Annotated in this window: 27 protein-coding genes and 1 CRISPR repeat array (1 of these 28 running past the window's edge); of the genes, 13 read left to right on the forward strand and 14 right to left on the reverse strand. The window is 73.5% G+C overall.

Annotated elements, in window-relative coordinates; genetic code table 11:
- Nucleotides 1-231: 231 nt before the first annotated feature.
- Nucleotides 232-1068, forward strand: coding sequence for a PAC2 family protein (locus KGD84_RS20590; protein ID WP_220562032.1), 837 nt, complete (start codon nucleotides 232-234; stop codon nucleotides 1066-1068).
- Nucleotides 1069-1130: 62 nt separating this feature from the next.
- On the opposite strand, the gene KGD84_RS20595 is transcribed toward KGD84_RS20590, so the two are convergent.
- From KGD84_RS20595 to KGD84_RS20605, 3 genes are all read right to left on the reverse strand, one after another.
- Nucleotides 1131-1409, reverse strand: a complete 279-nt coding sequence (locus KGD84_RS20595; protein WP_220562033.1) for a hypothetical protein — start codon at nucleotides 1407-1409, stop codon at nucleotides 1131-1133.
- Between the two features lie 222 nt (nucleotides 1410-1631).
- Nucleotides 1632-2045: an ABATE domain-containing protein gene (locus KGD84_RS20600; RefSeq protein WP_220562034.1), complete on the reverse strand. Its 414-nt coding sequence runs from the start codon at nucleotides 2043-2045 to the stop codon at nucleotides 1632-1634.
- A gap of 135 nt (nucleotides 2046-2180) precedes the next feature.
- Nucleotides 2181-3455, reverse strand: coding sequence for a hypothetical protein (locus KGD84_RS20605; protein WP_220562035.1), 1275 nt, complete (start codon nucleotides 3453-3455; stop codon nucleotides 2181-2183).
- A 194-nt stretch (nucleotides 3456-3649) separates the two neighbouring features.
- Here KGD84_RS20605 and KGD84_RS20610 point away from each other — a divergent pair, with 194 nt between their 5' ends.
- Nucleotides 3650-4219 (forward strand): hypothetical protein, encoded by a 570-nt coding sequence (locus tag KGD84_RS20610; protein WP_220562036.1) that lies wholly within the window; start codon nucleotides 3650-3652, stop codon nucleotides 4217-4219.
- Nucleotides 4220-4496: 277 nt separating this feature from the next.
- On the opposite strand, the gene mshC is transcribed toward KGD84_RS20610, so the two are convergent.
- The 3 genes from mshC to KGD84_RS20625 all read right to left on the reverse strand — a co-directional run bounded on the left by mshC (nucleotide 4497) and on the right by KGD84_RS20625 (nucleotide 6746).
- A complete protein-coding gene (gene mshC, locus KGD84_RS20615) occupies nucleotides 4497-5720 on the reverse strand; it encodes a cysteine--1-D-myo-inosityl 2-amino-2-deoxy-alpha-D-glucopyranoside ligase (RefSeq protein ID WP_220562037.1) in 1224 nt (407 codons plus the stop codon).
- Between the two features lie 126 nt (nucleotides 5721-5846).
- Complete coding sequence (locus tag KGD84_RS20620) at nucleotides 5847-6038, reverse strand: hypothetical protein (protein WP_220562038.1); 192 nt, start codon at nucleotides 6036-6038, stop codon at nucleotides 5847-5849.
- Between the two features lie 342 nt (nucleotides 6039-6380).
- Entirely contained in the window at nucleotides 6381-6746 is a 366-nt protein-coding gene (locus tag KGD84_RS20625; RefSeq protein WP_220562039.1) for a hypothetical protein, read from the reverse strand.
- Between the two features lie 300 nt (nucleotides 6747-7046).
- On the opposite strand from KGD84_RS20625, the gene KGD84_RS20630 reads away from it, so the two are divergent.
- The 3 genes from KGD84_RS20630 to KGD84_RS20640 all read left to right on the forward strand — a co-directional run bounded on the left by KGD84_RS20630 (nucleotide 7047) and on the right by KGD84_RS20640 (nucleotide 10965).
- A complete protein-coding gene (locus tag KGD84_RS20630) occupies nucleotides 7047-7844 on the forward strand; it encodes a siderophore-interacting protein (protein WP_255646707.1) in 798 nt (265 codons plus the stop codon).
- A 328-nt stretch (nucleotides 7845-8172) separates the two neighbouring features.
- On the forward strand, nucleotides 8173-9414 hold the full coding sequence (locus KGD84_RS20635) for a glycoside hydrolase family 16 protein (protein WP_220562040.1): 1242 nt from the start codon (nucleotides 8173-8175) through the stop codon (nucleotides 9412-9414).
- A gap of 339 nt (nucleotides 9415-9753) precedes the next feature.
- Nucleotides 9754-10965 carry an MFS transporter gene (locus tag KGD84_RS20640; protein WP_220562041.1) on the forward strand — a complete coding sequence of 404 codons (1212 nt, stop codon included), beginning with the start codon at nucleotides 9754-9756 and terminating at the stop codon, nucleotides 10963-10965.
- A 33-nt stretch (nucleotides 10966-10998) separates the two neighbouring features.
- On the opposite strand, the gene pdxR is transcribed toward KGD84_RS20640, so the two are convergent.
- A complete protein-coding gene (pdxR, locus tag KGD84_RS20645; protein WP_220562042.1) occupies nucleotides 10999-12429 on the reverse strand; it encodes a MocR-like pyridoxine biosynthesis transcription factor PdxR in 1431 nt (476 codons plus the stop codon).
- Nucleotides 12430-12473: 44 nt separating this feature from the next.
- Between pdxR and KGD84_RS20650 the strand changes: the two genes are divergently transcribed.
- The 4 genes from KGD84_RS20650 (at nucleotide 12474) to KGD84_RS20670 (ending at nucleotide 19763) form a co-directional block, all read left to right on the forward strand.
- Complete coding sequence (locus KGD84_RS20650; RefSeq protein ID WP_220562043.1) at nucleotides 12474-13457, forward strand: DMT family transporter; 984 nt, start codon at nucleotides 12474-12476, stop codon at nucleotides 13455-13457.
- A 234-nt stretch (nucleotides 13458-13691) separates the two neighbouring features.
- Nucleotides 13692-15782 (forward strand): WD40 repeat domain-containing serine/threonine protein kinase, encoded by a 2091-nt coding sequence (locus KGD84_RS20655; protein WP_220562044.1) that lies wholly within the window; start codon nucleotides 13692-13694, stop codon nucleotides 15780-15782.
- Between the two features lie 25 nt (nucleotides 15783-15807).
- A complete protein-coding gene (locus tag KGD84_RS33605; protein ID WP_220562045.1) occupies nucleotides 15808-17901 on the forward strand; it encodes a WD40 repeat domain-containing serine/threonine protein kinase in 2094 nt (697 codons plus the stop codon).
- Nucleotides 17902-17915: 14 nt separating this feature from the next.
- Nucleotides 17916-19763, forward strand: coding sequence for a WD40 repeat domain-containing protein (locus KGD84_RS20670; RefSeq protein WP_220562046.1), 1848 nt, complete (start codon nucleotides 17916-17918; stop codon nucleotides 19761-19763).
- Between the two features lie 75 nt (nucleotides 19764-19838).
- On the opposite strand, the gene KGD84_RS20675 is transcribed toward KGD84_RS20670, so the two are convergent.
- The 7 genes from KGD84_RS20675 to KGD84_RS20705 form a co-directional block, all read right to left on the reverse strand.
- Nucleotides 19839-20363, reverse strand: coding sequence for a hypothetical protein (locus KGD84_RS20675; protein WP_220562047.1), 525 nt, complete (start codon nucleotides 20361-20363; stop codon nucleotides 19839-19841).
- 291 nt (nucleotides 20364-20654) lie between these two features.
- A complete protein-coding gene (locus tag KGD84_RS20680) occupies nucleotides 20655-20843 on the reverse strand; it encodes a DUF397 domain-containing protein (RefSeq protein WP_220562048.1) in 189 nt (62 codons plus the stop codon).
- Nucleotides 20844-20954: 111 nt separating this feature from the next.
- Entirely contained in the window at nucleotides 20955-21149 is a 195-nt protein-coding gene (locus tag KGD84_RS20685; RefSeq protein ID WP_220562049.1) for a DUF397 domain-containing protein, read from the reverse strand.
- 75 nt (nucleotides 21150-21224) lie between these two features.
- A complete protein-coding gene (locus KGD84_RS20690; protein WP_220562050.1) occupies nucleotides 21225-21407 on the reverse strand; it encodes a DUF397 domain-containing protein in 183 nt (60 codons plus the stop codon).
- Between the two features lie 201 nt (nucleotides 21408-21608).
- A complete protein-coding gene (locus KGD84_RS20695) occupies nucleotides 21609-21794 on the reverse strand; it encodes a DUF397 domain-containing protein (RefSeq protein ID WP_220562051.1) in 186 nt (61 codons plus the stop codon).
- 164 nt (nucleotides 21795-21958) lie between these two features.
- A complete protein-coding gene (locus KGD84_RS20700) occupies nucleotides 21959-22147 on the reverse strand; it encodes a DUF397 domain-containing protein (protein ID WP_370634548.1) in 189 nt (62 codons plus the stop codon).
- Between the two features lie 10 nt (nucleotides 22148-22157).
- A complete protein-coding gene (locus KGD84_RS20705) occupies nucleotides 22158-23012 on the reverse strand; it encodes a helix-turn-helix domain-containing protein (RefSeq protein WP_220562052.1) in 855 nt (284 codons plus the stop codon).
- Nucleotides 23013-23188: 176 nt separating this feature from the next.
- On the opposite strand from KGD84_RS20705, the gene KGD84_RS20710 reads away from it, so the two are divergent.
- The 4 genes from KGD84_RS20710 to KGD84_RS20725 are packed head-to-tail and all read left to right on the forward strand — an operon-like array spanning nucleotide 23189 to nucleotide 24287.
- A complete protein-coding gene (locus tag KGD84_RS20710) occupies nucleotides 23189-23695 on the forward strand; it encodes a hypothetical protein (RefSeq protein WP_220565937.1) in 507 nt (168 codons plus the stop codon).
- The gene (locus KGD84_RS20715) at nucleotides 23695-23913 is read left to right on the forward strand and encodes a hypothetical protein (RefSeq protein WP_220562053.1); all 219 of its coding nucleotides are present in this window, start codon (nucleotides 23695-23697) and stop codon (nucleotides 23911-23913) included. Before KGD84_RS20710 ends, KGD84_RS20715 begins: the two co-directional genes overlap by 1 nt.
- Nucleotides 23910-24140 (forward strand): hypothetical protein, encoded by a 231-nt coding sequence (locus KGD84_RS20720; protein ID WP_220562054.1) that lies wholly within the window; start codon nucleotides 23910-23912, stop codon nucleotides 24138-24140. The genes KGD84_RS20715 and KGD84_RS20720 overlap by 4 nt, the downstream gene beginning before the upstream one ends.
- Before the next feature lie 3 nt (nucleotides 24141-24143).
- Nucleotides 24144-24287 (forward strand): hypothetical protein, encoded by a 144-nt coding sequence (locus KGD84_RS20725; protein WP_220562055.1) that lies wholly within the window; start codon nucleotides 24144-24146, stop codon nucleotides 24285-24287.
- A 214-nt stretch (nucleotides 24288-24501) separates the two neighbouring features.
- Nucleotides 24502-24876: a CRISPR direct-repeat array (repeat unit 29 nt; unit sequence CTGCTCCCCGCGCACGCGGGGATGGTCCC); it runs 79 nt beyond the window's last position.

The raw sequence follows: 24876 nt of genomic DNA on the forward strand, positions 1-24876 counted from the left end.
GTGGTGCGGTCGGGTCGATGCGGCCGGGGACAACGGTGTCCGGATCAGTCGCTGCACCGAGGCTACAACATCGACCGTTCCGGGACCTGAGACGGATGTCTTACATCGTGTCCGGGCGGCGTGTCGTACACGGCGCCGGGGCGGGAGAGCGCGTGCTGTGAATAACCGTTCCCTCCGCGGGGTGCCACCCCATAGGGTGGACTGCGTTCGTGTGCAGGAAGGGGCCGCCGAATGACCAAGCTCACCCGGGAACTCGTGGACCCGGTGCTGGTGGCTGCGTTCGAGGGCTGGAACGACGCGGGCGAGGCCGCGAGCCTGGCCGTGGAGCACCTGGCCCGGGAGTGGGACGCGCAGGAGCTGTGCTCCATGGCGCCCGACGACTACTACGACTTCCAGGTGACGCGGCCGCGGCTGACGGTGGTCGACGGCCAGGTCGGCCAGGTCGAGTGGCCCACCACCCGGGTGCGGGTGGCGCGCATGCCGGGCGGGCGCGACGTGGTGCTGGTCACCGGGCCCGAGCCGAACATGCGGTGGCGCTCCTACGCCGCCGACCTGCTGTCCATCGCCCGGGGTCTGGGCGTGCGACGCGCGGTGATGCTGGGGTCCCTGTTGGCGGACGCCCCGCACACGCGGCCGATTCCGGTCACCGGCATGGCGTCGCCGCGCGAGCTGGGCGCGGAGATGGGACTGGACGCCACCACGTACTCGGGGCCGACCGGCATCGTGGGCGTGGTGCACGAGGCGTTCTCCTCCGCCGGGACCGAGGCGGTGTCGCTGTGGGCGGCCATCCCCCACTACGTGGCCCAGCCGCCCTGCCCCAAGGCGACCCTGGCGCTGCTGGCCTGGGTCGAGGACTTCCTGGACGCCAAGGTGCCGCTGGGCTCGCTGCCCGAGGAGGCGGTGTCCTGGGAGGCGGGGGTCAACGACCTGACCGCCGAGGACGAGGACATCGCGTCCTACGTGCGGGGCCTGGAGGAGGCCAAGGACACGGCCGAGCTCCCGGAGGCCTCCGGCGACGCGATCGCCCGCGAGTTCGAGCGCTACCTGCGCCGCCGCGACGACGAGTGAGCGACCCCGGGGAGGGGCGGACGGGGCGGCCCGGTCCGCCCCTTCTCCGTTCTCCGTGCCGTTCACCGCAGGACGTACAGCCTGACGGTGTTGGGCGGGCCGACGATGATGGGCGTACAGCGGTAGTCGGTCCACTCCCCCGCCTCGAGCCCCCTCCGTCCGGCGTAGTCGCAGGAGGTCCGGCCGCCGGGGCCGAGGATGGAGCTGTAGGTGCCCGCGTACTCCCAGGCGGGTTCGGCCGCCGGGGCCGGGTCGGCCCACGCGGGGGCGCTCTCCGCGAGGAGCGCCAGCGGGAGGGTGAGCAGGAGGGCGGCTGCGCGGCGCGCGAAAGGAACAGGCACGGGTCTCCTCCGGGGTGCGGGCGCCCGGGACCGTCCCGGGGCCTGTCCCAGGGTCCGCCGCCGTCCTCACAGGCGGCTCACGGGCGCTCACACGCGTCCGGCGGCCGGGGCCGCCGTTCCCGGTTCCCTCGGTTCCGCGGTCCCCGGTCCGGGGCGCCGTGCTCCCGGGCGCCCCCGGACACCGGTGCCCGCCGGAACGTCCCGGGCCCCGGCGGGCGGGCCCTACCGGCGCAGGTGGCGCCACTCGCCGCTGGCGAGCACGGTGGCCCAGGCCCCGGCGATGCGGGCCAGGCCGCGGCGGACCTCGTCCACCACGGCCGGGGCCAGCTGCTCCTGGGAGGGCTGCAGGCGCACGGTGACGCGCAGGCCGTCGAGCACCTTCTGGCCGCGGGCCAGCGCCTCCTGGTCGGGTTCGGCGGCCTGCTCCAGGACGGCGCGGATGCCCTCGCGCAGGGCGATGGCCTCGTCCAGGTCGGCCAGGGTGATGGGGATGGCCCCCTCGGCGGCCAGGCGGTGGGCGCGCAGGAAGTGCGCCAGGTCGGCCCGGTCGCCCAGGGCGGCGCCGGTCGAGACGAAGGCGGCGACGAGGTCGGCCGCCGGGCTGAGTCGTACGGGGGATTGGGGCTGCGTCTTCATGGGGGGTATCCCACCACGCTTCGGTAGCGGATTTTGCTGAACGGCGGGGCCGGTGGCCACAGGTGGTCACCGCCCGCGTTCACATCGGACCGAAACCGGACGAACACCCCCGGTACGCCCGGGATGTCCGCGGTTTCATCCTGCCCCGAAACCGGGTTCGCGGTCGGCCGGTTCGCGGTCGGCCGGTTCGCGGGCCGCACGGCCGCCGCCCGTCGGGGCACCGGCGGGGACGCCGGGCCGGGCGTCGTCCGCCCCGGCGGCCGCGAGGGCCCGCACGGCGTCGCGGTCGCCGGGCAGGCCGAGCCGTTCGAGCAGCGCCGCGAACCCGGTGGCGTGCGCGCCCGTCCAGGGCAGGGCGCTGTCGGCGAGCACGCGCAGGTACTCCCGCTGAACCCGGCCCGGCCGTGCGGGCGCCCCGGCGGGGAAGGCCGCCTCCAGCATCGGCCCCAGGTCGGCGCCGGCCCGCAGCGCCGGGGCCGCGGGTGCCAGCGCGCGGAACACCGGCAGCATCCGCTCGGCGTCCCCGGGCCCGCAGCGGCGGGCGGCCTCGCGCAGGAGGGTGGCCCGCACGCTCCCGGAGAAGTACGCGGGCCGCTGCGCGAACCACGCGTCGGGCACCTCGGGGCCGCCCGCGGCCGCCAGCAGTTCGGCGAGCGCGGCCGGGTTCCCGCGCTGTCCCGGGGCGAGCGCCGCGCAGGCGCGGATCGCCGGGTCGGAGTGGGTGAGGAACTCGGTGGTGTCCCCGCCGGTCTCGCCCATCACCAGCACGATGACCGCGCCCTCCTCCCGGGTCTCGGCCATGTCGGCCGCCCCCGACAGGTCCGGGGCCGGTCCGCCCAGGAGGGCGAGGGCCCCCGCCGCCTCCACCGCGCGGATGCGGGTGGTCCCGTCGTGGTGGGTGAGGTGGGGGCGCACCGCCGCGTACAGCTCCGGGGCGGCGTCGCGCAGCGCCACCGCGGCCTCGTGGTACATCAGTGCGTGGAGGACCTCGTCCTCCCAGATCCCGAGGGCCTCGTCCTCGTCGTCGGAGGCCAGGGCCGCGTGGACCCGGTCGCGTTCGGCGGAGTCCGGCGCCGGGGGCGCGGGCTCGCACAGGTGGCCGGCGACGCCCTCGGCGGCGTCGCGCAGGAAGCCGAGCAGGTGCGCGCGCAGGGACGCCGCGCCGACGGGCGCGTCCAGCCGGGGGTCGGCCAGGACGCCGGCGACGTACCGGGCCGCCGGAACCGTCGCCGAGTAGACGGTGCCCTGGTGGATCACCGCGGAGTAGAGGTGGTCCAGGGCCCGGGAGCGGTCCGCCGGGTCGTCGGAGAGCAGGAGGGCCAGGTGCCCGGGCACGTCGGTGCCCGGCCCGTAGGCGTGGAAGGTCCGGTTCCAGTCGGTGGCGGCGAGTACGTCGGTTCCTGTGCTCATGCCTGGATCGTGACAGCGCCCACCGACGTTTCCGGGCCCCGGTCCCGGCCGCGCGGACGGGGGCCGGCGGGCCGGGGAACCGATCGGCCGGGGGCGGCGTCCCAGGGGACGAACGGCTTCTCCCCCGTCACCCCTGCACCGGACCCCGGATCCGGAGAAGCGGACCACCCGCACCCTAGGCTGGGAATCCCCTGATGACCCGCAGCACCGCCATCCCCTCCCCGACCGCCCCCGTGCTCGCCAGAGCGACCGCCGCGATCGCCTCCCTCACCCTCGCCACGGCCCTGACCTCCTGCTCCTTCTCGGTCGGCGAACTGGAGCCGGTCGGCGGTGAGGAGACCGCCGCGGCGGAGCCCACCGCGGCCGCCGAGCCGGACGCCCCCGGGCAAGGCGAGGAGAGCCCGGCCGCCGAGGCCCCCGGCGCCGGGGAGTCCGGCGCCCCGGCCGAGGGGCTGCCCATGGACGCCTCCGAGGCCCAGGCCTGGGCGGAGGACGTCTACTGGCTCAGCGGCTCCGGGGAGGCGTTCTACCGGCTCGACTGGACCGCGTCGGCCTCCACGGCCCTGGAGCTCACCCACTCCGGCAGCAGCAACTTCATCATCGTGGCCTACGGCGCGGACGGGGAGCGCTACGCGAGCATCGTCAACGAGATCGGCTCCTACGAGGGCGGCAGCACGTTCGGCGACCTGCCCCTGCTCGACGGCCCCGAAGCGGTCGAGTTCGTCCACATCCAGGCCGACGGCGCCTGGACCATCGGCCGCTGACCCGGCGGCGGTCCGCACGGGTCGAAGCCCCGAACGCGCCTGCGGCCCGGCCGTTTCCGGCCGGGCCGCGGGCGCGGTGCCGGCCGGCTCCCCGCAGGGGTCCTCTTCGCGCCACTCGTGGCCGGCGGCCTCACCGCCCGCGCCCCGGTCCTGCGAGGCCGTGTGGGTACCGGTCGGTACGACCGACGCGCGGGCGTCGGTGAACATCGATCGCGGACGCGCCGGGCCCGGCGCGTCCGCGAGAGCGGGAATCCCCGGAACCTTCTCGGGGAGGGCGTCAGAGGGCCACGCCGAGCAGGGTGTCGACGGTGGTGCGGGCCAGCGCCGGGGCGGCGGTGTCGGTGCCGCCCTCGGTGAGCGCGGCCTGCGCCCAGGCGTCCACCGCGGCCAGCGCCGCCGGGGAGTCCAGGTCCCGGGCCAGCGCGGCGCGCACCGCGGCCAGCAGCGGGGCGGCGTCGGGGGCCGCGCCCAGGGCGAACGCGGCGCGCCAGCGCTCGGCGCGGGCGTGGGCCTCGGGCAGGTGGTCGTCGGTCCACTCCCAGGCGCCCCGGTAGTGGTGGGTGAGCATGGCCAGGCGGATCACCGCCGGCTCCACCCCCTGCTCGCGCAGCTTGGACACGAACACCAGGTTGCCCAGCGACTTGGACATCTTCTCGCCGTCCAGGCCGACCATGCCCACGTGCAGGTGGGCCCGGGCGTTGGGGCCGCCGGTGATACAGCGGGTCTCGGCCGCGCCCATCTCGTGGTGGGGGAAGACCAGGTCGTTGCCGCCGCCGTTGAGGTCGAAGTCCGGGCCCAGCCGGTCCAGGGCGATGGCGCTGCACTCGATGTGCCAGCCCGGGCGGCCCCGCCCCAGCGGGCTCTCCCAGGCGGGCTCGCCCGGCCGTTCGGCGCGCCACAGCAGCCAGTCGAGCGGGTCCTTCTTGCCGGGGCGGTCGGGGTCGCCGCCGCGCTGCCCGAACAGGTCGAGCATCACGTCCCGGTCCAGGTGGCCGATCTCGCCGAAGCGTTCGGCCTCGGCGACGGAGAAGTACAGGTCGCCGTCGAGGTCGTAGGCGGCGCCGGTGTCGCGGATGCGGGCGGCCAGGTCGCTGATGAGGTCGACCGACTCGACCACGCCGACGTAGGAGGTCGGCGGGATGATGCGCAGGGCCGCCATGTCGTCGCGGAAGACGTCGATCTCGCGGTGGGCGAGGTCGCGCCAGTCGACGCCGATGGCCTCGGCCCGCTCCAGCAGCGGGTCGTCGATGTCGGTGGTGTTCTGCACGTAGTTCACGTCGTGCCCGGCGTCGCGCCACACCCGGTTGACCAGGTCGAAGGTCAGGTAGGTGAACGCGTGGCCCAGGTGTGCCGCGTCGTAGGGGGTGATTCCGCAGGCGTACATTCCGGCCCGGGGCCCGGGGGCGGTCTCCTGTATCCGGCCGGTGGCCGTGTCGTGGAGCCGCAGGGGACCGCCGGTACCCGGCAGGGGGACGATGTCAGGCGCAGACCAAGAACGCATACCGGGAAGACTATCCGGACACCGGGTGGGCAAACGCCCAGGGAGGGGCGGTGCCGCGGTGATGATCACCCCACGGGGACGGGGAATCGGCGGCGGGCGTGCGGGGTTCGGCCGGGGCCGGCGCGATCAGCGGTGGGCGGCGAGGTCGTCGCGGTGCCGGGCGGCGATGAGGAGCGCCGCGAGGACGGCCGCCGCCCCGCAGATCGCCGCCAGCTCCTCGTTGCCCAGCCTCCAGTGCATCAGCGCGCCGCAGACGGAGACCACGTAGAGGAGCCAGTAGGCCCCGGTCTCCATGAGAACGCCGTTGCGTCCCTCCATCTCGTTTCCCCCTGCCGTGCGCACGTCGCCGCATGGTGCGCGTGTGACGGCGTGTCCACCGTCTCTGACAGAGACGCACCGGTCACGCAGGGGGTTGTCACGAAGTGGCATCAAGGAGTGTGACAGCCACCATTGGTACGGAGTGCCCGCAGGTACGCGTACGTCCTCTCCGTCCTTTTCCGTGACCAGAGTGACGGAAGGCGGGGCGGTCGCGACCTCCGGCCGGGACGGCCCCGGCACCCCCTCCGGGGCCGGGACTGTCCGAAACCCGGCCGCGGGGGCCGGGGGCGGGGACGGCCCCCGCTCGGAGCGCGCCTGTTCCGAGCGGGCGGCGCACCCGGCTCAGGGCCGGGCCGCGGCCTCCAGCTCGAGGAGGTCCAGGTCGGCGGCGGCCCGCGCCAGGGCCGGGTCGTCGGGGGCGCCGAACTCGGCCAGGTCGGCCAGCTCCGCGCGCAGTCTGCGGCGGGCCGAGCGCAGGTCGGCGGTTTCGGTCAGGGGACGAGCGGCCAGCGGGCCGCGACCCGAGACGACGCCGTCGGAGGTGCGCAGCTCCCACTCCCAGCCGGCGCCCCCTCCGGTCCGCCGGGCGTGTTCGAGGACCCCGACGGAGGCGGGGGCCCGGTCGTCGACGCGGACCCAGCGGCCGACCAGGGCGGCCGGGTCGGCGGGGCGCTGGTAGGGCTGGTCGGGGGCGGGGATGGCGCTCATCGGCGGTCCTTCCATCGGGGACGGCTGACCTGGGCGTGCGTTGCACTCCTCGTGCGGGTTGACGCAACACCCGGGTTTTCGGTTCACCCTCAACACGTTCATGCGGGTCGCCTATGACGCGGTTTCGGAATTCTTTCGGAGGTTTTTTGTGGCGACCGCCCGGGTGGGTCCCCTACCGGTTCCCCGGGGAGCCCTACCCGAAACACCGGACGGGAAGTTGGATAGGCTAACCTAACCAGGACCGGGTCCCCTCGCAGATGCCCGGCCCCACCCTTCGCCGGGAGAAGAGAGACGACCCCCATGAAGATCCGCAACCCCGAGCGCCGCGCCATGGTCCGCGCCCGCGTCGTCCGCACCGAGCGGACCACCCCCAACTTCGTCACCGTGACCCTGGGCGGCGAGGAGCTCGCGGACTTCGAGTTCCTGGGCCTGGACCAGTGCGCCCGGCTGTTCCTGCCGCGCGAGGGCCAGGAGCGGCTGCGGCTGCCCCAGGCCGCGGGCAACGGCTGGATCGCCAAGTACTACCTCATGCCCTCCGCCGAGAAGCCGCTCTTCCGCAACTACACGCCCCGCCGGTTCGACGCCGAGCGCCTGGAGCTGGACATCGAGTTCGCGGTGCACGGCTCCCGGGCCCCCGCCTCCGGCTGGGCGCTGAACGCCAAGGAGGGCGACGAGGCCGGCCTGTTCGCCGAGGGGTACTACTACCTGCCGCCCGAGGACGCCGACTGGCAGCTGCTGGTGGGCGACGAGAGCGCGTTGCCGGCGCTGCTGTCGATCGTCGAGCAGGCTCCCGAAGACCTGCGCGCCGAGGTGTTCCTGGAGGTCCCCGAGACGGCCGACGTCCGCGAGGTCGAGGTCCCCGACGGGGTGAACCTGCACTGGCTGCCGCGCGACGGCGGCGGTGGCGTGCCCGGCGAGCTGGCGCTGCGGACGGTGCTGGCGGCGGACCTGCCCGCGGGGACCCCGTACTGCTTCGTGGCCGGGGAGCGGGCCCTGCCGACGGGGCTGCGCCGGGAGCTGGTGCGCGGGCGCGGGGTGCCCAAGACGCACATCTCCTTCATCGGGTACTGGCGCCACGGGGCGGCCGCCTACAAGTGACGCGCGCGGCGGCCGGGACCCGCGGTCCCGGCCCGGCCCGCCCCCGGCGGCGCCGGGGCGGGGCGGCACGCGGCCGGATGACACCCCACCGGATGGCGCGCGACCCGGCGGGCCGGACGGGGGCGACCGGGCGGCGGCCGGGAACGCGGCCCCCAAGAGACCGGGTCTCACCTCTTGTTCCGGTCCCCTGACTAAACGTAAAGTCACTTTACGATTCAGTGGGTCACACGGCGACCGCGCTCGGTCGCCATGGTCGCGCCCCGGCGGCACGACCGCTCCGTCCGCTCCCCCGCCCCCCGGGGCGGGACCACTCCCCCGGAGTACGCGCATGCGCACGAGACGATTCCGCACCCCCCTCTCCGTGGCGGCGGCCGTGGCCGCCCTGGCCCTCCTGGCCCCCGGCACCTCCGCCGCCTCCCCCGCCCCCGCCGAGGCCGAGCCGGCCGCCGCCGCGCAGGCCGCGCTGGTCTGGTCCGACGAGTTCGACGGCGCGTCTGGGAGCGCTCCCTCCGCCGCGAACTGGAACCACGAGACCGGTGACCACGGCTGGGGCAACAACGAGCTCCAGAACTACACGAACAGCCGCGCCAACTCCGCCCTGGACGGCAACGGCAACCTCGTCATCACCGCGCGCCGCGAGGCCGACGGGAGCTACACCTCGGCCCGGATGACCACCCAGAACAAGTTCCAGCCCCACTTCGGCCGGGTCGAGGCCCGCATCAAGATCCCGCGCGGCCAGGGCATCTGGCCCGCGTTCTGGATGCTCGGCGGGAGCTTCCCGGGCACCCCGTGGCCCAACTCCGGCGAGATCGACATCATGGAGAACATCGGCCGCGAACCCCACCTGGTCCACGGCACGGTCCACGGCCCCGGCTACTCGGGCGGCGAGGGCATCACCGGCTCCTACATGCACCCGCAGGGGTGGTCGTTCGCCGACGACTTCCACACCTTCGCCGTCGACTGGCGCCCGGGCTCCATCACCTGGTCTGTGGACGGCAACGTCTACCACTCCGTCACCCCCTCCAGCACCGGCGGCGACCCGTGGGTGTTCGACCAGCCGTTCTTCATGATCCTCAACGTGGCCGTCGGCGGGAACTGGCCCGGCTACCCCGACGGCAGCACGCAGTTCCCGCAGCAGATGCTGGTGGACTACGTGCGCGTGTACTCGCTCGACGGCGCGGGCGGCGGCGGGACCGGCACCATCACCGCCTCCAACGGGATCTGCCTCGACGTGGCGGGCGCGGCCAACGCCGACGGCACCCCGATCCAGCTCGCCCACTGCAACGGGAACCAGGCCCAGCAGTGGACGGTGGGCTCCGACGGCACCGTCCGCGCCTACGGCCGGTGCCTGGACGTGGCGGGCGGCGGCACCGCCGCGGGCACCCGGGTTCAGCTGTGGACCTGCAACGGGACCGGCGCCCAGCAGTGGACGCACACCGCCCAGCAGGGGCTGCGCAACCCGCAGTCGGGGCGCTGCCTGCAGCCCGTCGGCCGGGCGCAGACCGACGGGACCCGCACCGAGATCGCGAACTGCGACGGCAGCGCCGTCCAGAGGTGGAACCTGCCCTGACCCTCCCACCCGCGCCCCGGGCCGTTCCGGGGCGCACCCGTGACCCCCGTTGAATCGCGCGGCCCGCCGGTCTTCCCCACCGGCGGGCCGCCCCCTTTCCCGGGGGCCGCGCGGCCCGGCCGCCGGGCGGCGCACCGGCCCGCCGCGCCGCAGGTCGGCGGGCGAGTCGGACATCACACCCGGTGGCCGGCGGTTACCGGGAAGTAGACCACCCCCGGCCCCGGTTGTGCCAGTGTCGCCGGATGTCCGGACATCCGACGCCCCGGGCAACGGAGCCCGCACCCCCGCACACCGACCTCACCCCCCGGTCCACTCCACAGCCGTTCAGAGAGGTCCGCCATGCCCTTGGCCCTGCTCGCCCTCGCCCTGGGCGCTTTCGCCATCGGAACCACCGAGTTCGTCATCATGGGCCTGCTGCCGGAGGTCGCCGACGGGCTCGGCGTGAGCATCTCCCACGCCGGGTACCTCATCTCCGCCTACGCCCTCGGCGTCGTCGTCGGCGCCCCGCTGCTCACCGCGATGGCCACCCGGCTGCCGCGCAAGACCGTCCTGATCCTGTTCATGGTCCTGTTCGCCGTGGGCAACCTGGCCACGGTGCTGGCCCCCACCTACGAGACCGTGTTCGCCTCCCGGGTGGTCGCCGGGCTCCCGCACGGCGCGTTCTTCGGCGCCGGGGCGCTGGCCGCCGCCCAGATGGCCGGGCCCGCCCGGCAGGGGCGCGCGGTGGCCCGCATGTTCCTGGGCCTGACCGTCGCCAACATCATCGGCGTCCCCGCGGGCACCCTGCTCGGCCAGGAGCTGGGCTGGCGGTCCGCCTTCCTGGTGGTGACCGCGATCGCCGTGCTGGCCGTGGTCGGCATCGCCGTGTTCGTGCCCCGGCTGGAGCGCACCGGCACCGGGCGGCTGATGCCCGAGGTGCGGGCGCTGGGGAACTCCCAGGTGCTGCTGGGGCTGCTGTCGGCGGTGTTCGGGTTCGCGGGCGTGTTCGCCGTGTACAGCTACATCGCGCCGATGATGACCGAGCTGGCCGGGATGAGCGGCGGTGGCGTGACCGTGGTGCTGGCGCTGTTCGGCATCGGCATGACCCTGGGGTCGCTGGTCGTGGGCCCGCTGGCCGACCGGGCGCTGCGGCCCACCATCTACGGCGCGCTGGGGTCGCTGGCCGTGGTGCTGGTGGTCTTCACGTTCACCGTGCACAACCCCTGGACCGCGATGGCGTCGGTGGTGGTGCTGGGCGCGGTCGGGTTCGGCGTGGCCACGCCGTTGCAGCTGCTCGTGATGAACAAGGCGGGCGCCGCGCCGGCCCTGGCGTCGGCGGCCAACCACTCGGCGTTCAACCTCGCCAACGCGGGCGGCGCCTGGCTGGGCGGGGTGGGCATCTCCGCGGGGCTGGGGCTGTCCTCCCCCGCCGCGATCGGCGCCGTCCTGGCAGTGACGGGGCTGGGGATCGCGCTGACGGCCGGACTCCTGGACCGGCGCGCCGGGGCGGGAGAGCCGGAGGCCGCCAAGGCCGCCGCCGAGCCGTCCCGGGAGGCCTCGCAGGTCTCCTGAGCCGCCCGGCGGACCCGCGGCCCCGGCCGCCCGTCAGAGGCGGACGGCGGCGCCCAGCCGGGCCACGGCCTCGCGCAACCGCGCGGGGCCGTGGCCCGCGTAGGCGATGACCAGGCCCGGCGGTCCGGGGGCGGTGCGGTGCCGCGACAGCGGCTGCACCGCCACCCCGGCGCGCTCGGCGCGGGCGGCGGCCTCCCGGTCGTCCACTCCCCCGGGCAGCAGCACCAGCAGGTGCAGGCCCGCCGCCACCCCCAGGACCGTGCAGCCGGGCAGGTGGGCGCGGACCGCCGCCACGGCGGCGTCCCGGCGGGCGCGGTGGCGCGCCCGCATCGTGCGCAGGTGGCGGGCGATGGTGCCGTCGCGCAGCAGCAGCGCCAGGGCCAGCTGGGGCAGCGAGGGCGAGCCCAGGTCGGCGGCCCAGCGCGCCTCGACCACGTCCTCCAGCAGGTGCGGGGGCGGGACCAGCCAGCCCGCGCGCAGGGCCGGGGCCAGGGTCTTGGACAGGCTGGAGGTGTGCGCCACCAGGTTCGGGTCCAGGCCGTGCAGGGCGCCGACCGGTGAGCGGTCGTAGCGGTACTCGGCGTCGTAGTCGTCCTCGATCACCAGGCCGTCGCGCTCGCGCGCCCAGGCCAGCAGCGCGCGGCGGCGCAGCGGCGACAGGACCACGCCGGTCGGGAACTGGTGGGCGGGCGTGACCAGGACGGCGCGGGCGTCGGTGGCGGCCAGGGCGTCGGTGTCGATGCCGTCGCCGTCCACCGGGACGGGGACCGTGGAGCGCAGCCAGTGCCCGAGGATCATGCGGTTGCCGTCGGCGCCGGGGTCCTCGCGGGCCATGGTGTCCAGGCCGCGGGCGCGCAGGACCTGGGACAGGATGCTCAGGGCGCCGGTGACCCCGGCGGTGACCACGATCTGCCCGGGGGCGGCGCGCACGCCCCGGGAGCGGGCCAGCCAGGCGGAGAGCTCGGTGCGCAGCTCCGGGGTGCCCTGGGGCGGGGCGTAGCCGAGGGAGCGGGCGGTGGCGGTGGACAGGACCTCGCGTTCGGCGCGCAGCCAGGCGGCGCGGGGGAAGGCCGCCAGGTCGGGGATGCCGCTGGCGAGGTCGACGGTCTCGGGCGCGTAGACGGTGGGTTCCCAGGTGCCGGTGGAGCGTGCGGCGGGGGCGTCCAGGGGGCGGGCCGCCACGGCGGTCCCGGCGCCGCGGGCCGCCGTGAGCAGGCCCTCCTCGGTGAGGCGCTGGTAGGCCTCGACCACCGTGCCGCGGGCCACGCCGAGGTCGGCGGCCAGCACGCGGGTGGGCGGGAGCCGGGTGCCCAGCGGCAGGACACCGGAGGCGACGGCCGAGCGCAGGGCCCCGGTGAGCCATTCGGTGCGCTCGCCGCGCGGGACGGCGGAGGCGTCCAGTTGCAGGAAGTCCGAGCCCTGGGCCATCTCCCCCGCCCCCTTTGGTCCGGTCGGAACGCTCATGCTTGGTCCTGTCGGTCGGACCATACCGGGTCCAGAGTGGAGGCGTGCAAAAGACACCTTCCCTGAGCCCCGCCCCTTCCGCCTCCGCGGCCTCCGCTCCGTCCGCCGCCCCCGCGCCGCCGTCCCTGTGGGGGCTGGGGCCCGCCCTGGGCGGGATGGCGCTGATGGGCAGCAGCGTCGCCGTGATCGGGGCGACCGCGGACATGCCCGCCTTCGTCGTCCAGTCGGCCCGGTACGCGGTGGCGGCGGTGGCGGTCGTCGCGCTGGCCCGCCTGTTCGCCCAGAAGGTGCCGCTGCCGCGCGGCCGGGACGTTCTCTGGGTGATCGCCGGCGCCCTCTCCGGGCTGGTGGGATTCAACCTGGCCCTGATCGTGGGGACGGCGCACGCGGAACCGGCGGTGCTCGCGGCGGCGGTGGCGTGCATCCCCATGGTGCTGTCGGTGGCCGGGCCGCTGACCCGCGGCGAACGGCCGTCGGCTCGGGTCGTGGCGGGGGCGCTGGTGGTCAGCGCCGGCGCGGTCGCGGTGACCGGGTGGGGGCACGCGGACGTGATCGGCGTGCTGATGGCGCTGGCGCTGATCGCGCTGGAGGCCGGGTTCACGCTGTTCGGGGCGCCCGCGCTGCCGCGCATGGGGGCGTGGGGGTACACGGCGGCGACGACGGTGACGGCGGCGCTGGTCTTCGGGGTGCTGTCGCTGTTCGTGAACCCGGCGGGGTGGGCGATGGTCGCCGACCCGGCGGTGCTGGGCGCGGTGGTCTACCTGGGGGCGGTCGCGACCGCGCTGTCGTTCGTGCTGTGGTTCACGGGTGTGGCGCGCATCGGCGCGGGCGCCGCGAGCCTGGCTGCGGGTGCGGCCGCCCCGACGGCCGCCCTGGTCGCCACCGCCCTGGGCGCCCCCATGCCCTCGCTCGGCGCGTGGATCGGCATGGCGGTGATCGGCGCCGGGCTCGCGGTCGGCTTCGCCCCCCTGCCCCGGCGGAGCCCGCGGAACGCGGCCCCGGCGGCGACGTCGGCCCCATCGGCCTGAGCCCGCGGAACCCGCGGGCGGCGGCAACGGCGGCCTGATCCGCCGGGGCCGCCGGGACGGGGCCCACGCGATGATCGGGGGCCCGGTACCGAGGGTGCGCAGTCCGGCACGGCACGGAGTCCGCATTCGGCCACGGGCTCCGCGCACGGCCGTCCGAGAGATATCTTGGCCGAGCCCTCCCCTGCCCCCGGTACGGCGCCCCGGTCCCGCGACGCCCTGAGGAACCCCCGCCCCGTGTACCCCCTCACCTCCGACGACCCGCGCACCGTCGGCCCCCACCGCATCCTGGCCCGCCTGGGCGCGGGCGGCATGGGCCGGGTCTACCTGGCCCGCACCCCGGGCGGGGACCTGGCCGCCCTCAAGCTCGTCAAGGACGACCTGGCCCAGGACCCCGAGTTCCGGGCCCGGTTCGCCCGCGAGGTCCGCGCCGCGCGCCGGGTCTCCGGCCCCCTCACCCCGGCCGTGGTGGACGCGGACACCGACGCCGCCGTCCCCTGGATGGCCGCCGAGTACGTGCCCGCCCCCACCCTCAAGGAGGCGGTGCGCGAACACGGGCCGCTGCCCGCCGAGTCCCTGCCCGTGCTGGTGTCCGGCCTGGCCCGCGCCCTGGAGGCGGTGCACGCGGCCGGGCTGATGCACCGCGACCTCAAACCCGGCAACGTGCTGCTGTCGCCGCGCGGGCCGCAGGTGATCGACTTCGGGCTGGCGCGAGCGGTGGAGGGCACGGTGCTCACCCGCACCGGGCAGACCTTCGGCACCCCCGCCTACACCTCGCCCGAGCAGATCAGGGGCCGGGACGTCTCCCCGGCGAGCGACGTGTTCTCGCTGGCCGGGACGGTGCTGTTCGCCGCCTCCGGGGAGCCGCCCTTCGGCTTCGCCCCGCCCCGGGAGACCCTGCGCCGGATCCTGGAGGAGGCGCCGAACCTGGGCGCGGTCCCGGAGGGCCCGCTGCGCGACCTGCTCGCCCGCTGCCTGGCCAAGGGCCCCGGGCACCGTCCGGACATCGCCGGGATCCTGGCCGAACTGGCCGACGTCCCGATGCCGGACACCGGGCACCCCTGGCTGCCCGGCCCCGTCACCGAGGACGTCCGCCTCCTGCGGGAGCGGGAGGCCGGGGAGCGCGCTCGTGCGGACCGGGCCCGGTGGCGGCGGCCCGCGCTGGCGGCGGGGGCGGCGGCCGCCGCACTGGCGCTGGTGGCCGGGGGCGGGTACGCGCTCACCGTTCTGCCCGGAGGCGGAGGGGGCGGCGGCACGGGCGACGGCACAGCGTCGGCCGGCGCAGGCGGCACGACGGGCGGCGCGGACGGCGAACCGTCCGCCGACCCGGCCTTCGCCTCGGAGGAGTACCAACAGAGCCTGTCCTCTGCCGACGGGGTGGCCTTCTCCCCCGACGGCGAACGGATCTACGTGACCGGCTCGTTCTACTTCGCCGTATGGGACTGGCGGGCGGGTGAGATGACGGCCTTCCTGGACCCCTCGCCGTCCGAGACCGACATCAACGCCGAGGGCACGATCGCGGCGGTCCACGCGGACGGTTCGGGGCCCGACCACGAGGACCGCATCGAACTCCTCCGGGACACCGGCGGCCCCCTGGCCCGGGAGGCCGTCCTGGTCTACGAGGAGCAGGGCACCAATCCCCGCAGGCCGGCGCTGTCCCCCGACGGGACCCGCCTGGCGGTCGTCGCCAACGAACTCGACGGGGACACCATCGACCACGTCGTCCACGTGTGGAACGTCCCGGCGGGCGAACGCGTCCTCACCGTCCCCCTCCTCGGGCCGGACACGTTCACCTACGTGTTCGACCTGGAGTTCACCGCCGACGGCGAGATGCTCGTCGGCACCGTCAGCGACGACTTCGAGCGCGTGCTGGGCGTCGCCGTGTGGGACGTGGAGACCGGGGACTGGGTCCACTACTTCGAGGGCCCGGGGAACCTGGGGTTCGCCCTGCACCCGGCCGAGCCGTCGGTGATGGCGCTGCTGGAGGGCGGCGACCGGGTGCGCCTCGTGGACCTGGGGACCGGGACCACCCTCCGAGACCTGGGCCGCGCCGGCGAGGACTCCCCCGAAGTCGCGCTCTCCCCCGTGTTCTCCTCCGACGGGGAACGGCTGTACCTCGGCGTCGAGGACCCTTTCGGTGCCACCGACCTGCTCGGGACCGTGTGGGACACCGGCACGGGCGAGGTCCTCCGCGACGGCGACGCCCTGCTGCCCGGACCGGTGGGACCGCACCCCCGCGACGAGTTCCTGGCCGTGCTCGACACGGAGGCGGACCAGGTGCTGGTACTGGACGGCGAGAACCTCACCGTCGTCGACGAGCTGTACTGAGACACCCCGCTGAAACGAAGGCCCCATGCACGACCTCTCCCCGGACGACCCCCGCGACATCGGCCCGTACCGCCTCCTCGCCGTTCTCGGCTCGGGCGGCATGGGCCGCGTCTACCTGGCGACGGGCGCCGACGGCACCCTCGCCGCGGTCAAGTCGGTGCGGGCGGAGTTCGCCTACGACCCCGGCTTCCGCGCCAGGTTCGCCCGTGAACTCGACCTGGCCGGCCGCACCCTCGGTCCCTTCACCCCGCGTGTGCTGGACAGCGACCCGGCCGCCCGGATCCCGTGGATGGCCACCGAATACGTGGCCGGTCCCACCCTGCACGAACTCGTCCGGGAGTCCGGACCGCTCCCCGAGGGGGCGGTGCGGTTCCTGCTGCGGGCCGTCGCCTCCGCACTGGAGGGCATGCACGGGAACGGGCTGGTGCACCGGGACCTCAAACCCGGCAACGTCATGGTCGCGGCGTCCGGTCCACAGGTGATCGACTTCGGGGTCTCCCGTGCCCTGGAGGAGGCCGAATCCGCCGAGGACGAGGAGACGATGGTCGCCGGAACACCCGGGTACACCGCACCCGAACTGTACGGAGGCGCGGAGGCGTCATCCGCTGCGGACGTCTTCTCCCTGGCGGGCACCGCCGTGTACGCGCTCACCGGTACCGGGCCGTTCGGCGAAGGGCACCCCTCCGCGGTGGCCTACCGCATCACCCGCCTGGAGCCGGACCTGGACTCCGTCCCCGGGAACCTGCGTGCACTGCTCTCCCGGTGCCTGGCCAAGGACCCCGGCGACCGGCCGACCGCGGCCGGGGTGTTGGAGGAGCTGGGCGGGCCGGTGGACCCGGCCGGCTCGGCCCCGGACTGGCTTCCGGCCGAGGTGGCCCGGAAGGTGGAGGGGGTCGCGGAGGAACACCGGGAGTACGTCTCCCGGGACCCGCGGAACGGGTCGGCGCCCTCCCGTCGTGGTCGGTCGTGGGCGGTGGGCGCCGGCGCGGCCGCACTGGTCCTGGCCGTGGGCGCGGGGGTGTGGGCGGGTTCGGCGCGGAATGCGGAGGGGAACGGGCCGCCACGGGAGGAAGCGACTGCGCAACAGGGCGAAGGGGACGACGGCGAGGCGGATACGTGTTCGCGGCCCGAGGAATTCGCGGCCGAGTACGCACAGGCCGCCCGGGACCGGTTCGAGGTTCCGGGCGAGGACACCTACGACCTCGACTTGGCAGTCCGCCCCACACTCGGCTTCGTGGCCGACGGCGGCCTGCTGGCCGTGTCGCATCCGACCGGTGTCGCCCTGTGGGACTGGGAGGCGGGAACGGAGGTCGCCTTCACCGGTGATTCCCTACCCGAATTGGCGGGGACCCCGACCGTGAGCCCGGACGGGTGCCGTTTCGCCTACACGTCCCGGGAAGGCGGGGTGCACGTCTTCGACCTGCGAACCGGAGAACGGGCCGTGTACGCCGAGGAGCTGACGATCGATCACTACGACGACGACCCGCTCGCGTTCTCACCGGACAGCGGGAAGATCGCGGTCAGCCAGGGTTTCAGCAGCCATGGAACCCGAGTGATCGATCTGGAGACCGGTGAGGTCGAAACCGTCCTCGCCGAGTCGAGTCACTGGCCCGCCTACTCCCCGGACGGAAGGTACCTCGCCCTGAACCTGCAACATGCCGTCGTTGTGTTGGAGACCGCGACCGGCCGAGAGGTGTTCCGCAGGGAGGAGGCCACCGAGTTGGCGCGCGGCTCGATCGCCGTACCCAATGATGAGGGGGATCTGCTCTACCTCACCAGGGAGGGGATCGCCCATGTGAACTTCCTGGCGGAGGACGAACCCCGTCTCCTCCGTCCGGAGGGCGAGCCGCCCCATTGGTTCAAGGAACTCACCGCGGTGCCCGGCACGGACCTGTTCCACGTCGTGTACGAGGCGGGCATCCTCAACGGGGACAGCGGATGGGCCGTCTCCTGGGACTTCTCCACCGGAGAGCAAGTGGTGGCCGGCACCGGTGAGCGGGACACCAGGAGCCTTGCCGCCCACCCGGCGGGGGGCGTACTCGCCGTACTGCCGCCGGAGGCGGCCTCCGTCCGCATCGTCGATGCCACGACCTCGGATGTCCTGGCCGAACTCGGCTGACGGAAAGGAACGGCATGCTCCCCCTGCACCCGCACGACCCGCCCTCCATCGGCCCCTACCCGCTGCTCGGCAGACTCGGAGAGGACGGGGCGGCACGCAGCTACGTGGGCGGAACCGGTGACCGTGCGGCCGTGACCATCGTGCTCCTGAAACCCGCGCGCGCCACCGACCCGTCGTTCCGTGCCGAGTTCGCCCGCCGGGTGGAGGCCCTGCGGAAACTGAAGAGCCGGTACGTGTGCGCGGTGGCCGACGCCGACACCCGGGGCGCCGTCCCCTGGGTCGCCTTCGTCCGGCCAGGGGAGGAGACCCTGGCCGACCTGGTCGAGGGTAACGGGGGTGCGCTGGCCCCGCAGCGGTTCCCCACCGTGGCCACAGCACTGGCCAGGGGACTGGCCGACCTGCACGCGGTGGCGGTGCCGATCGGACCCCTGCGGGCGGAGGACGTGCTGCCGGCTCCGGGCGGCGCGGTGTTCGCGGGACCGGTCTTCGCTGAGCCGCCCGAAGGAGAGAAGGGGGCCGTACGGCATTGGGCGGCCCTGATGTCCTCCATCGCGGGAGAGGCCGGTCCCCCGCTCCGGTTCCGGAAGGTGATCGACGGTTGTCTGCATCCCGACCCGGACCTGCGGCCGAACCCGCGCGAACTGGCGAACATGCTCGCGGGGGCCGCAGCGGAGGAGTCGGCGCCACGTGGAAAAGAGGGCGAAGAGGACGCTGCCGACGGGAAGCGGAACGGGATGCGCCCCCTGGTACCGCTCGCCGCCGGGGCTCTCGCCGTGACCGCTGCCGCCACCACCGCGCTCGTGGTGTCGGGGGGCGAGCCGGCCGAACCCGCTGGTACACCGGAGGCCGTGGTCACCGACTGCACCGAGGCCGAGGGATTCACTCCTCCCGAAGCGCGAAGCGGCGGGGAACTGGACGCCTCCCACATGGCGTTCTCTCCGGACGGGGACCTGCTGGCGGTCGGCACGTGGCAGGACGGGGTGGGTGTCTGGGATTGGCCGGAGGGCAGGGAGATCGCCCGGTTCCATGAAGGCGCCCCGGAGACCGGAGCCGTCGATTTCCTGCCACAGGGCTGCACCGTCGCCGCAGTCGTACCGGATCCCGATGCGAAAGAGGAGGTCCCACCCCTCAACGCCGCCGTGTTCGACCTGGTGGCGGGCACGACCACCCGGCACCGGCTCAAGGAGCCGGCAAGAGGCACGGGGCTGAACGCAGAGCTCGGCGTGAGCGAACTGGCGGTCTCCCCTGACGGGCTGATGGCTCTGACCGGTTGGAGCCCTGACCACACCGTATCGGTCATCGACGGAGGGACGGGAGAGCCCGTGAGCAGTATCGACGTTCCAGGGAACAATCCCGTCTTCATCGATGACCAAAGGCTGGCGGTGACGGAGCTGGTGAGCTTCGACGACTGGAGCATCACCATCTGGGACGCGCGCGGGGGTGAACGCCTGCAGACCGTTCGTCCGGCCTCGGAACTGGACTTCGCCCCGATCGCCGGAACCGACAGGATCGCTTACGTGCGCGGAGACCAGATCATCGTCCAGGACTTCGTCACCGGTTCGCAGGTCGACACGTTCACCATGGAGGGGTTCGCGGATCTCGAAGAGCCCAGGGTCATCGAACTCGTGGTGGACCCGTGGCTCGGCCGGGTGTACTCCACATGGCTCGATAACACCCCGGAGAAGGTGGAGTACCACGGGAGTGCGTGGGATATGCGGAGCGGGGAGGATGTCCTCCCGGAGGGGATGGTGCCTCTCCTGGTGGCCCCGCACCCGGACGGCGAGGTCGTCGCGGTGAGAACGGAGGAGCCGGGGGTGCGGCTCCTGGATCCGGAGACCTGGGAGGTCGTCGGGGAGTTGTGAGGGGCTGTAGGGGCGTCAGGGCGGCCCCGGAGCGGGCGCTCCGGGGCCGCGGTCACCGGGCCGTGCGGCCGCCGGTCAGTACCCGCAGGAACCCGCCGGGTTCCAGGGGCTGAACAGGCCGCTCGGGTTGTGCTGGTACAGCCACACGTGCAGCGTGTAGTTGACCGGCAGGCCCGGCTCCTGGGGCTCGTCGGGCCCGTCGAACGGGTGCCCGAAGAGGGAGGGACGGTCGTCGTCGGTCTCCACGTCCTGGTCGGCGTCGACGTAGTAGTACTCCAGGGCCACGAGCTTGCGGCCGCCGTACCCGTCCGGCTGGTAGACCAGCACCTCGGGGGTGCGGATGTCCAGCTTCCGGTCGATCAGGTACGGGTTGACGTAGTGGTAGCCCATAGCACCGTCCGGGCTCTGCGCGCACTGGTCGGTCGGCACGTAGCCGTCGGCGATCGCCTCGGCCTCGTCCTGGTACTTGGTGGTGGCCTTCTTGGCGGTGGCGAGGTCCTGCTCCACCGTGCTGTGAGCGCTCGCGGCCATCGGCGCGAGCAGCGCCAGTGCGGTCCCGACCGCCGCGGCGGCGGTGAGGCGTGCGGCACTTAGCGACATCTTGTCCCCCTGAGCTTCGAGCGCCCTCGCGAGTCGTCCGCCCGGTCGAGGACCGGGTCCGGCACCGATTCCGGGAGCGGTGCCGGGGGCACGGGCCCTTGCGGACCGGGGCGCTTATCCGGGGACAGCATGCATCCGTCTGCGCTGGTCAGAGCGTTGAACATCGCGCCGGTAGAACCAAAGCCGACCCAAGCTTGACCTTGAAGGGGTGGCGATGTGCTCCCGTACGCCCCCATAACCGGCAAACCGCGAGCCCCGCCGGCCACGCCGGAGTCACCGGTTCCCGGCTCCTTAGCTAGGGGCAGCCGCGCGGAGGAGGAAGACCCACTCCGAGGAGGGGAGGCGGAGGAGCCCCGCGTCCGGGTTCTGCGAGTCGCGGACAGCGGTGTCGCCGCCCAGATCCGCCACCTCCACACAGTCGTTCGCGGTCGCGCTGTAGGACGACTTGCGGAAGTTCGGCTCGAGGGAGCCAGCACTCATGGTCACCCCTCAGTGGTCCCCCGCGCTTGGCTTCTCACACCCTGTCTGTCCCCATGCGGCCACCAGGCCCCGGTGCCTTCCCGCCCCCGAGGCCTCTCCGACTATCCGCACCTAACCGCGTCGAACCACACCCAGGAGCGCTCCCCACTCCCGACCGGTCAGCAGGAAATATCCAGCATCGGGGTTCTGGGAGTCACGGACCGCGGCGTCGCCATCGGGCACGTCGGCGACCTCCACACAGTCCTGACCCTGTCCGCTGCTGTAACTGGACTTACGGAAGACGAGCTGGTCAGTGGATGAGTACATCAGTGCTCCTAACCGATCAGGGACCGTAGGTGAACGACGGGACCCTCTGCGGAGGGCCCCGTTCTTGTCTTCGCCCTACGCCTCTGCCGTGCGCAGGAACGCCGCCCACTCCGCCGCCGGGAACGGGAGTTGCCCGAGCTCGGGCTGCTTGGAGTCGCGGACCAAGGTCTCTGCACCTTCCGCCACTTCGACACACGCGGATTCGTTAGCGCTGTGGCTGGACTTGTGGAAGGCCGGCCGGTCGGTGGATGAGTACATCGGCGCTCCTAGACACGAGCAAGGCGGAGATTCTGCGGCAGCGGTCCACCTGAGGGCGTTCAGCCAGGCACAGACCAGCTCCATCCGCCTCAACGAACACGATGGGTTCCAGGGCTTCGGCCAGGTCGGCAGGAAGCCCCGGCTCTGTACACGGCATGGGGTGCCCGCCCGACCATGCCGGAGTTTCGGCCCGCCGCACCCTTACCTGCGGGCAGCCGCGCGGAGGAGGGAGACCCACTCCGAGGAGGGAAGGTGAAAGAGTCCCGCGTCCGGGTTCCGGGAGTCACGGACGACCGTTTCGCCACCCAGATCCGCCACCTCCACGCAGTTGCTTCGGTCGCTGTAGCTCGACTTGCGGAAGTTCGGCTCAAAACCGCCAGCGCTCATGATCACCCCTCCGTGATCCCCTGCGGCCGGCTTCTCACACCCTGCCTGTCCCCATGCGGCCACCGAGCCCCGGTGCCTTCCTAGACCGCCCCTTCGGTGTAGGGCGAGAGCCCCGGGGAGCACGGAAGCCCTCAGCCTCGCCCTGGGGGCTTCCGTGTTCACTCCTACAGCTCCCGGCGAGCAACACCGAGCAGGATTGCCCACTCTGAAGCCGGAAAAGCGAGGTGTCCGTCCTCCCGGTTCTGGGTGTCGCGCATCGCGGCGCCTTCGGGAAGGTCGGCGACCTCGACGCACTCCTGGGCGGTCGTGCTGTAGCTGCTCTTGCGGAATTTCAGATCGTCGGTCAGGTGCACGTGCAGTGTCCTAGTCGGTGAGTAGTCGGGTCAGGTGTTGCACGGACTCAGCTGGTGACAGCGCCGTGCCCTGGAGGTGGTCGAGAACGTCGCGGTAGTCCGCGACCTGCTCCGCATCCTCCAGATAGAGCCCATCGTGACGGGTTTCCAAGAACACGATGGGCCGGTCTAGGGGGTTGGGAAAGTCCAGCAATACGAAGGGGCCACCGGTTCCAGCGTGCAGTCCCGTTGAGAACGGGAGTACCTGGACGGTGATGTTCGGACGTTTGGTCATCGTCACCAAGTGGCGAAGCTGGCCATGCATCACCTCGGGATCGGTGGCGGTGGCCGGACGTGCGAGGGCCGCCTCGTCGATGATCGCCCACAACCGCGGCGGCGTCCCCCGATCAAGGATGCGCTGACGGCGCACGCGGGCGTCGACAATCCGCTCGACATCCTCCGGCGGGGTGAGCGCGGCCCGCGTGGATGCGGCCGCGTACTCCGGTGTCTGAAGCAACCCCGGAATGGCACCCACTTGGTATGTCGCGATGGACGATGCCTCTGCTTCGAACCCGAAGTAGGCCCCGGCGAAGTCGCTGTATCGGGTCCACCAGCCCTTGATGCGGGACTGCCGAGTCAGTTCGAAGAGCGCTTCTCTCCGAGCCTCGTCGGTAACGCCGTAGACGTCCAACAGCAGAGCGATGTCCGTGACGTAGGGCCTCAGGCGCTTTCCGGTCTCGATGTTGGCGATTTTCGCCCTGCTCCATTCGAGCTTCTTGGCTGCCTGCTCCAAGGTGAGCCCGGCCGTCGCCCGAAGCTGCTTCAGCTCCTCGGAAAGCCTCCGGCGGCGGATGGTCGGACTGAAGTCACCTGTGGATTCGGGCATGCGTCGATGGTAGGGGCGTGAGCGCGTTGGGGCCAATGTCCGATTCACCTTCCCATCTTCACGATGACCGTTTCACCGTACCGCCTTGAAAAACGGTGATTCACCGTTTTTAATGGAGCCCTATCCAACCCCTGCCGGGCCACCCACCCGGCACCCCTGACCGGAGGTGTGCGCGTATGGCGCGATACCGCTACCTGAACTGCTCCGAACCCGTGGCCGCCCGCTGGCCAGCGGGCGAGGCCCTGCGCCGGCGGCGGCCCCGCCGGGCCGCCCGGGCCCGCGCCTACGTCACCCACCCGGCCCGCGACCTCGCCCCGCTCACCCTCGCGGTCCGCCGGTGGCTCGCCCGGCAGAACCCGACCCCGCCGGCGTTGCCGCCCTTCCTCCCCGCCGAGGACACGACACCCCTCCGTCCGCGGGTCCCGGCGCCCCGCACCAGCCCGGACTCCGACCCGGGATTCGCCGCAGCGGTGGCGTCCCGCCCCCGCATCCGGGCCCTGCGTTCCAAAGCCCGCACCCGGCCGGAGTCCACCACCGCCAAGAGCAGGGCCGCCGCGCGGCTGCGGGTCCGCACGGCCACCATCCGGTCCACCACCCGGCTGACCGCCGACCGGGACGGATTGTGGAAGGACGCCCTGGCCGCCGCCCGCATCCTCAAGCGCAACCTGGGGAGGGCGGCCTGATGCGGCACGTGTGCGACATCCGCGAATTCCCCTCGATCCAGACCCTCGGCTTCTGGGCCCACACCCACCGGGTGCCGCTGCGCTACCTCGGCCCCACCCTGGAGGGCCGCGCCGTCTACGCCGCCACCAGCGGCCACACCACCCGCGTGGCGATCACCGCCGGACGCGACCCCCACCCGCACCCGCTCATCTGGCGCAGCCCCCTGGAGGACCTGTGACCACCCACCCCGCCGACCCGGATCCGCGGGTGCGGGTCCTGGACGACCTCATCCACGGCCGCTGGGTCCTCACCCTCGAACCCGCCCCCGGCGGCGGCACCGAGGTCGTCGCCTACCGGCCGCCGGGCTGGACCGGCCCGGACCCGCACGAGCGCCTGGCCGCCCCCGACCACGCCGGGATGCGGGAGCTGCTGGCCCGCCGCCACACCACCGAAGCGAGGGAGTAGGACATGGACGATCCCGCCTACGATCCGGCCCGGGACCCGATCCCGGACGACCTCACCGACGAGGAGAAGGAAGCGGTCCGCCGCCAGGGCGAGTTCCTCGCCTGGCAGCGCACCCAGCGCGGTGGTACCGACCCGGAGGGGGACTGAGCCGCTCTCGGAGCAATAGGGACCGTATCTGCTCGCACCCGAGGGGAAGCCGCCCCGTTGCTCCGATCCCGGGCCTGCAAGCGGATGGGTGAATCAGCTGCTGGCGCTGTGCTTGGCCGCTACAGTGAGCAGCACGTTCCCGGGTGGAATGTCCGTTTCTTGAGAACTTGCAAATTCGACTGGTTGACGCCGTAATCCGCGCAGGTCAACGAGCCTGCTCCCCGCGCACGCGGGGATGGTCCCCCGAAGGCCTCCCGCGAGGAGCTGCTGGCCGACTGCTCCCCGCGCACGCGGGGATGGTCCCTCCTCTAACCCGTTTCACCTGCACAGACAGGACTGCTCCCCGCGCACGCGGGGATGGTCCCGACAAGCTTCAATGGCGGTCCGACTTCGGCCTGCTCCCCGCGCACGCGGGGATGGTCCCTCCGCCACGGTGGCGGGGGCGGTGGGGTACGCCTGCTCCCCGCGCACGCGGGGATGGTCCCATAAGACAACCGCTGAGCGGGGGTGCTAGACGCTGCTCCCCGCGCACGCGGGGATGGTCCCAAAGCACCCCCCGACTCCGAAGAGTCGGGGGGCTGCTCCCCGC

It is taken from the genome of Nocardiopsis changdeensis, from assembly GCF_018316655.1.
Lineage (GTDB): Bacteria > Actinomycetota > Actinomycetes > Streptosporangiales > Streptosporangiaceae > Nocardiopsis > Nocardiopsis changdeensis.

Excerpts from the sequence above, each read along its gene's own strand:
- KGD84_RS20590 (WP_220562032.1), top strand. The coding sequence starts at position 232 with ATGACCAAGCTCACCCGGGAACTCGTGGACCCGGTGCTGGTGGCTGCG.
- KGD84_RS20600 (WP_220562034.1), bottom strand. The coding sequence starts at position 2,045 with ATGAAGACGCAGCCCCAATCCCCCGTACGACTCAGCCCGGCGGCCGAC.
- KGD84_RS20605 (WP_220562035.1), bottom strand. The coding sequence starts at position 3,455 with ATGAGCACAGGAACCGACGTACTCGCCGCCACCGACTGGAACCGGACC.
- KGD84_RS20610 (WP_220562036.1), top strand. The coding sequence starts at position 3,650 with ATGACCCGCAGCACCGCCATCCCCTCCCCGACCGCCCCCGTGCTCGCC.
- mshC (WP_220562037.1), bottom strand. The coding sequence starts at position 5,720 with ATGCGTTCTTGGTCTGCGCCTGACATCGTCCCCCTGCCGGGTACCGGC.
- KGD84_RS20620 (WP_220562038.1), bottom strand. The coding sequence starts at position 6,038 with ATGGAGGGACGCAACGGCGTTCTCATGGAGACCGGGGCCTACTGGCTC.
- KGD84_RS20625 (WP_220562039.1), bottom strand. The coding sequence starts at position 6,746 with ATGAGCGCCATCCCCGCCCCCGACCAGCCCTACCAGCGCCCCGCCGAC.
- KGD84_RS20630 (WP_255646707.1), top strand. The coding sequence starts at position 7,047 with ATGAAGATCCGCAACCCCGAGCGCCGCGCCATGGTCCGCGCCCGCGTC.
- KGD84_RS20635 (WP_220562040.1), top strand. The coding sequence starts at position 8,173 with ATGCGCACGAGACGATTCCGCACCCCCCTCTCCGTGGCGGCGGCCGTG.
- KGD84_RS20640 (WP_220562041.1), top strand. The coding sequence starts at position 9,754 with ATGCCCTTGGCCCTGCTCGCCCTCGCCCTGGGCGCTTTCGCCATCGGA.
- pdxR (WP_220562042.1), bottom strand. The coding sequence starts at position 12,429 with ATGAGCGTTCCGACCGGACCAAAGGGGGCGGGGGAGATGGCCCAGGGC.
- KGD84_RS33605 (WP_220562045.1), top strand. The coding sequence starts at position 15,808 with ATGCACGACCTCTCCCCGGACGACCCCCGCGACATCGGCCCGTACCGC.
- KGD84_RS20670 (WP_220562046.1), top strand. The coding sequence starts at position 17,916 with ATGCTCCCCCTGCACCCGCACGACCCGCCCTCCATCGGCCCCTACCCG.
- KGD84_RS20675 (WP_220562047.1), bottom strand. The coding sequence starts at position 20,363 with ATGTCGCTAAGTGCCGCACGCCTCACCGCCGCCGCGGCGGTCGGGACC.
- KGD84_RS20680 (WP_220562048.1), bottom strand. The coding sequence starts at position 20,843 with ATGAGTGCTGGCTCCCTCGAGCCGAACTTCCGCAAGTCGTCCTACAGC.
- KGD84_RS20685 (WP_220562049.1), bottom strand. The coding sequence starts at position 21,149 with ATGTACTCATCCACTGACCAGCTCGTCTTCCGTAAGTCCAGTTACAGC.
- KGD84_RS20690 (WP_220562050.1), bottom strand. The coding sequence starts at position 21,407 with ATGTACTCATCCACCGACCGGCCGGCCTTCCACAAGTCCAGCCACAGC.
- KGD84_RS20695 (WP_220562051.1), bottom strand. The coding sequence starts at position 21,794 with ATGAGCGCTGGCGGTTTTGAGCCGAACTTCCGCAAGTCGAGCTACAGC.
- KGD84_RS20705 (WP_220562052.1), bottom strand. The coding sequence starts at position 23,012 with ATGCCCGAATCCACAGGTGACTTCAGTCCGACCATCCGCCGCCGGAGG.
- KGD84_RS20710 (WP_220565937.1), top strand. The coding sequence starts at position 23,189 with ATGGCGCGATACCGCTACCTGAACTGCTCCGAACCCGTGGCCGCCCGC.
- KGD84_RS20715 (WP_220562053.1), top strand. The coding sequence starts at position 23,695 with ATGCGGCACGTGTGCGACATCCGCGAATTCCCCTCGATCCAGACCCTC.
- KGD84_RS20725 (WP_220562055.1), top strand. The coding sequence starts at position 24,144 with ATGGACGATCCCGCCTACGATCCGGCCCGGGACCCGATCCCGGACGAC.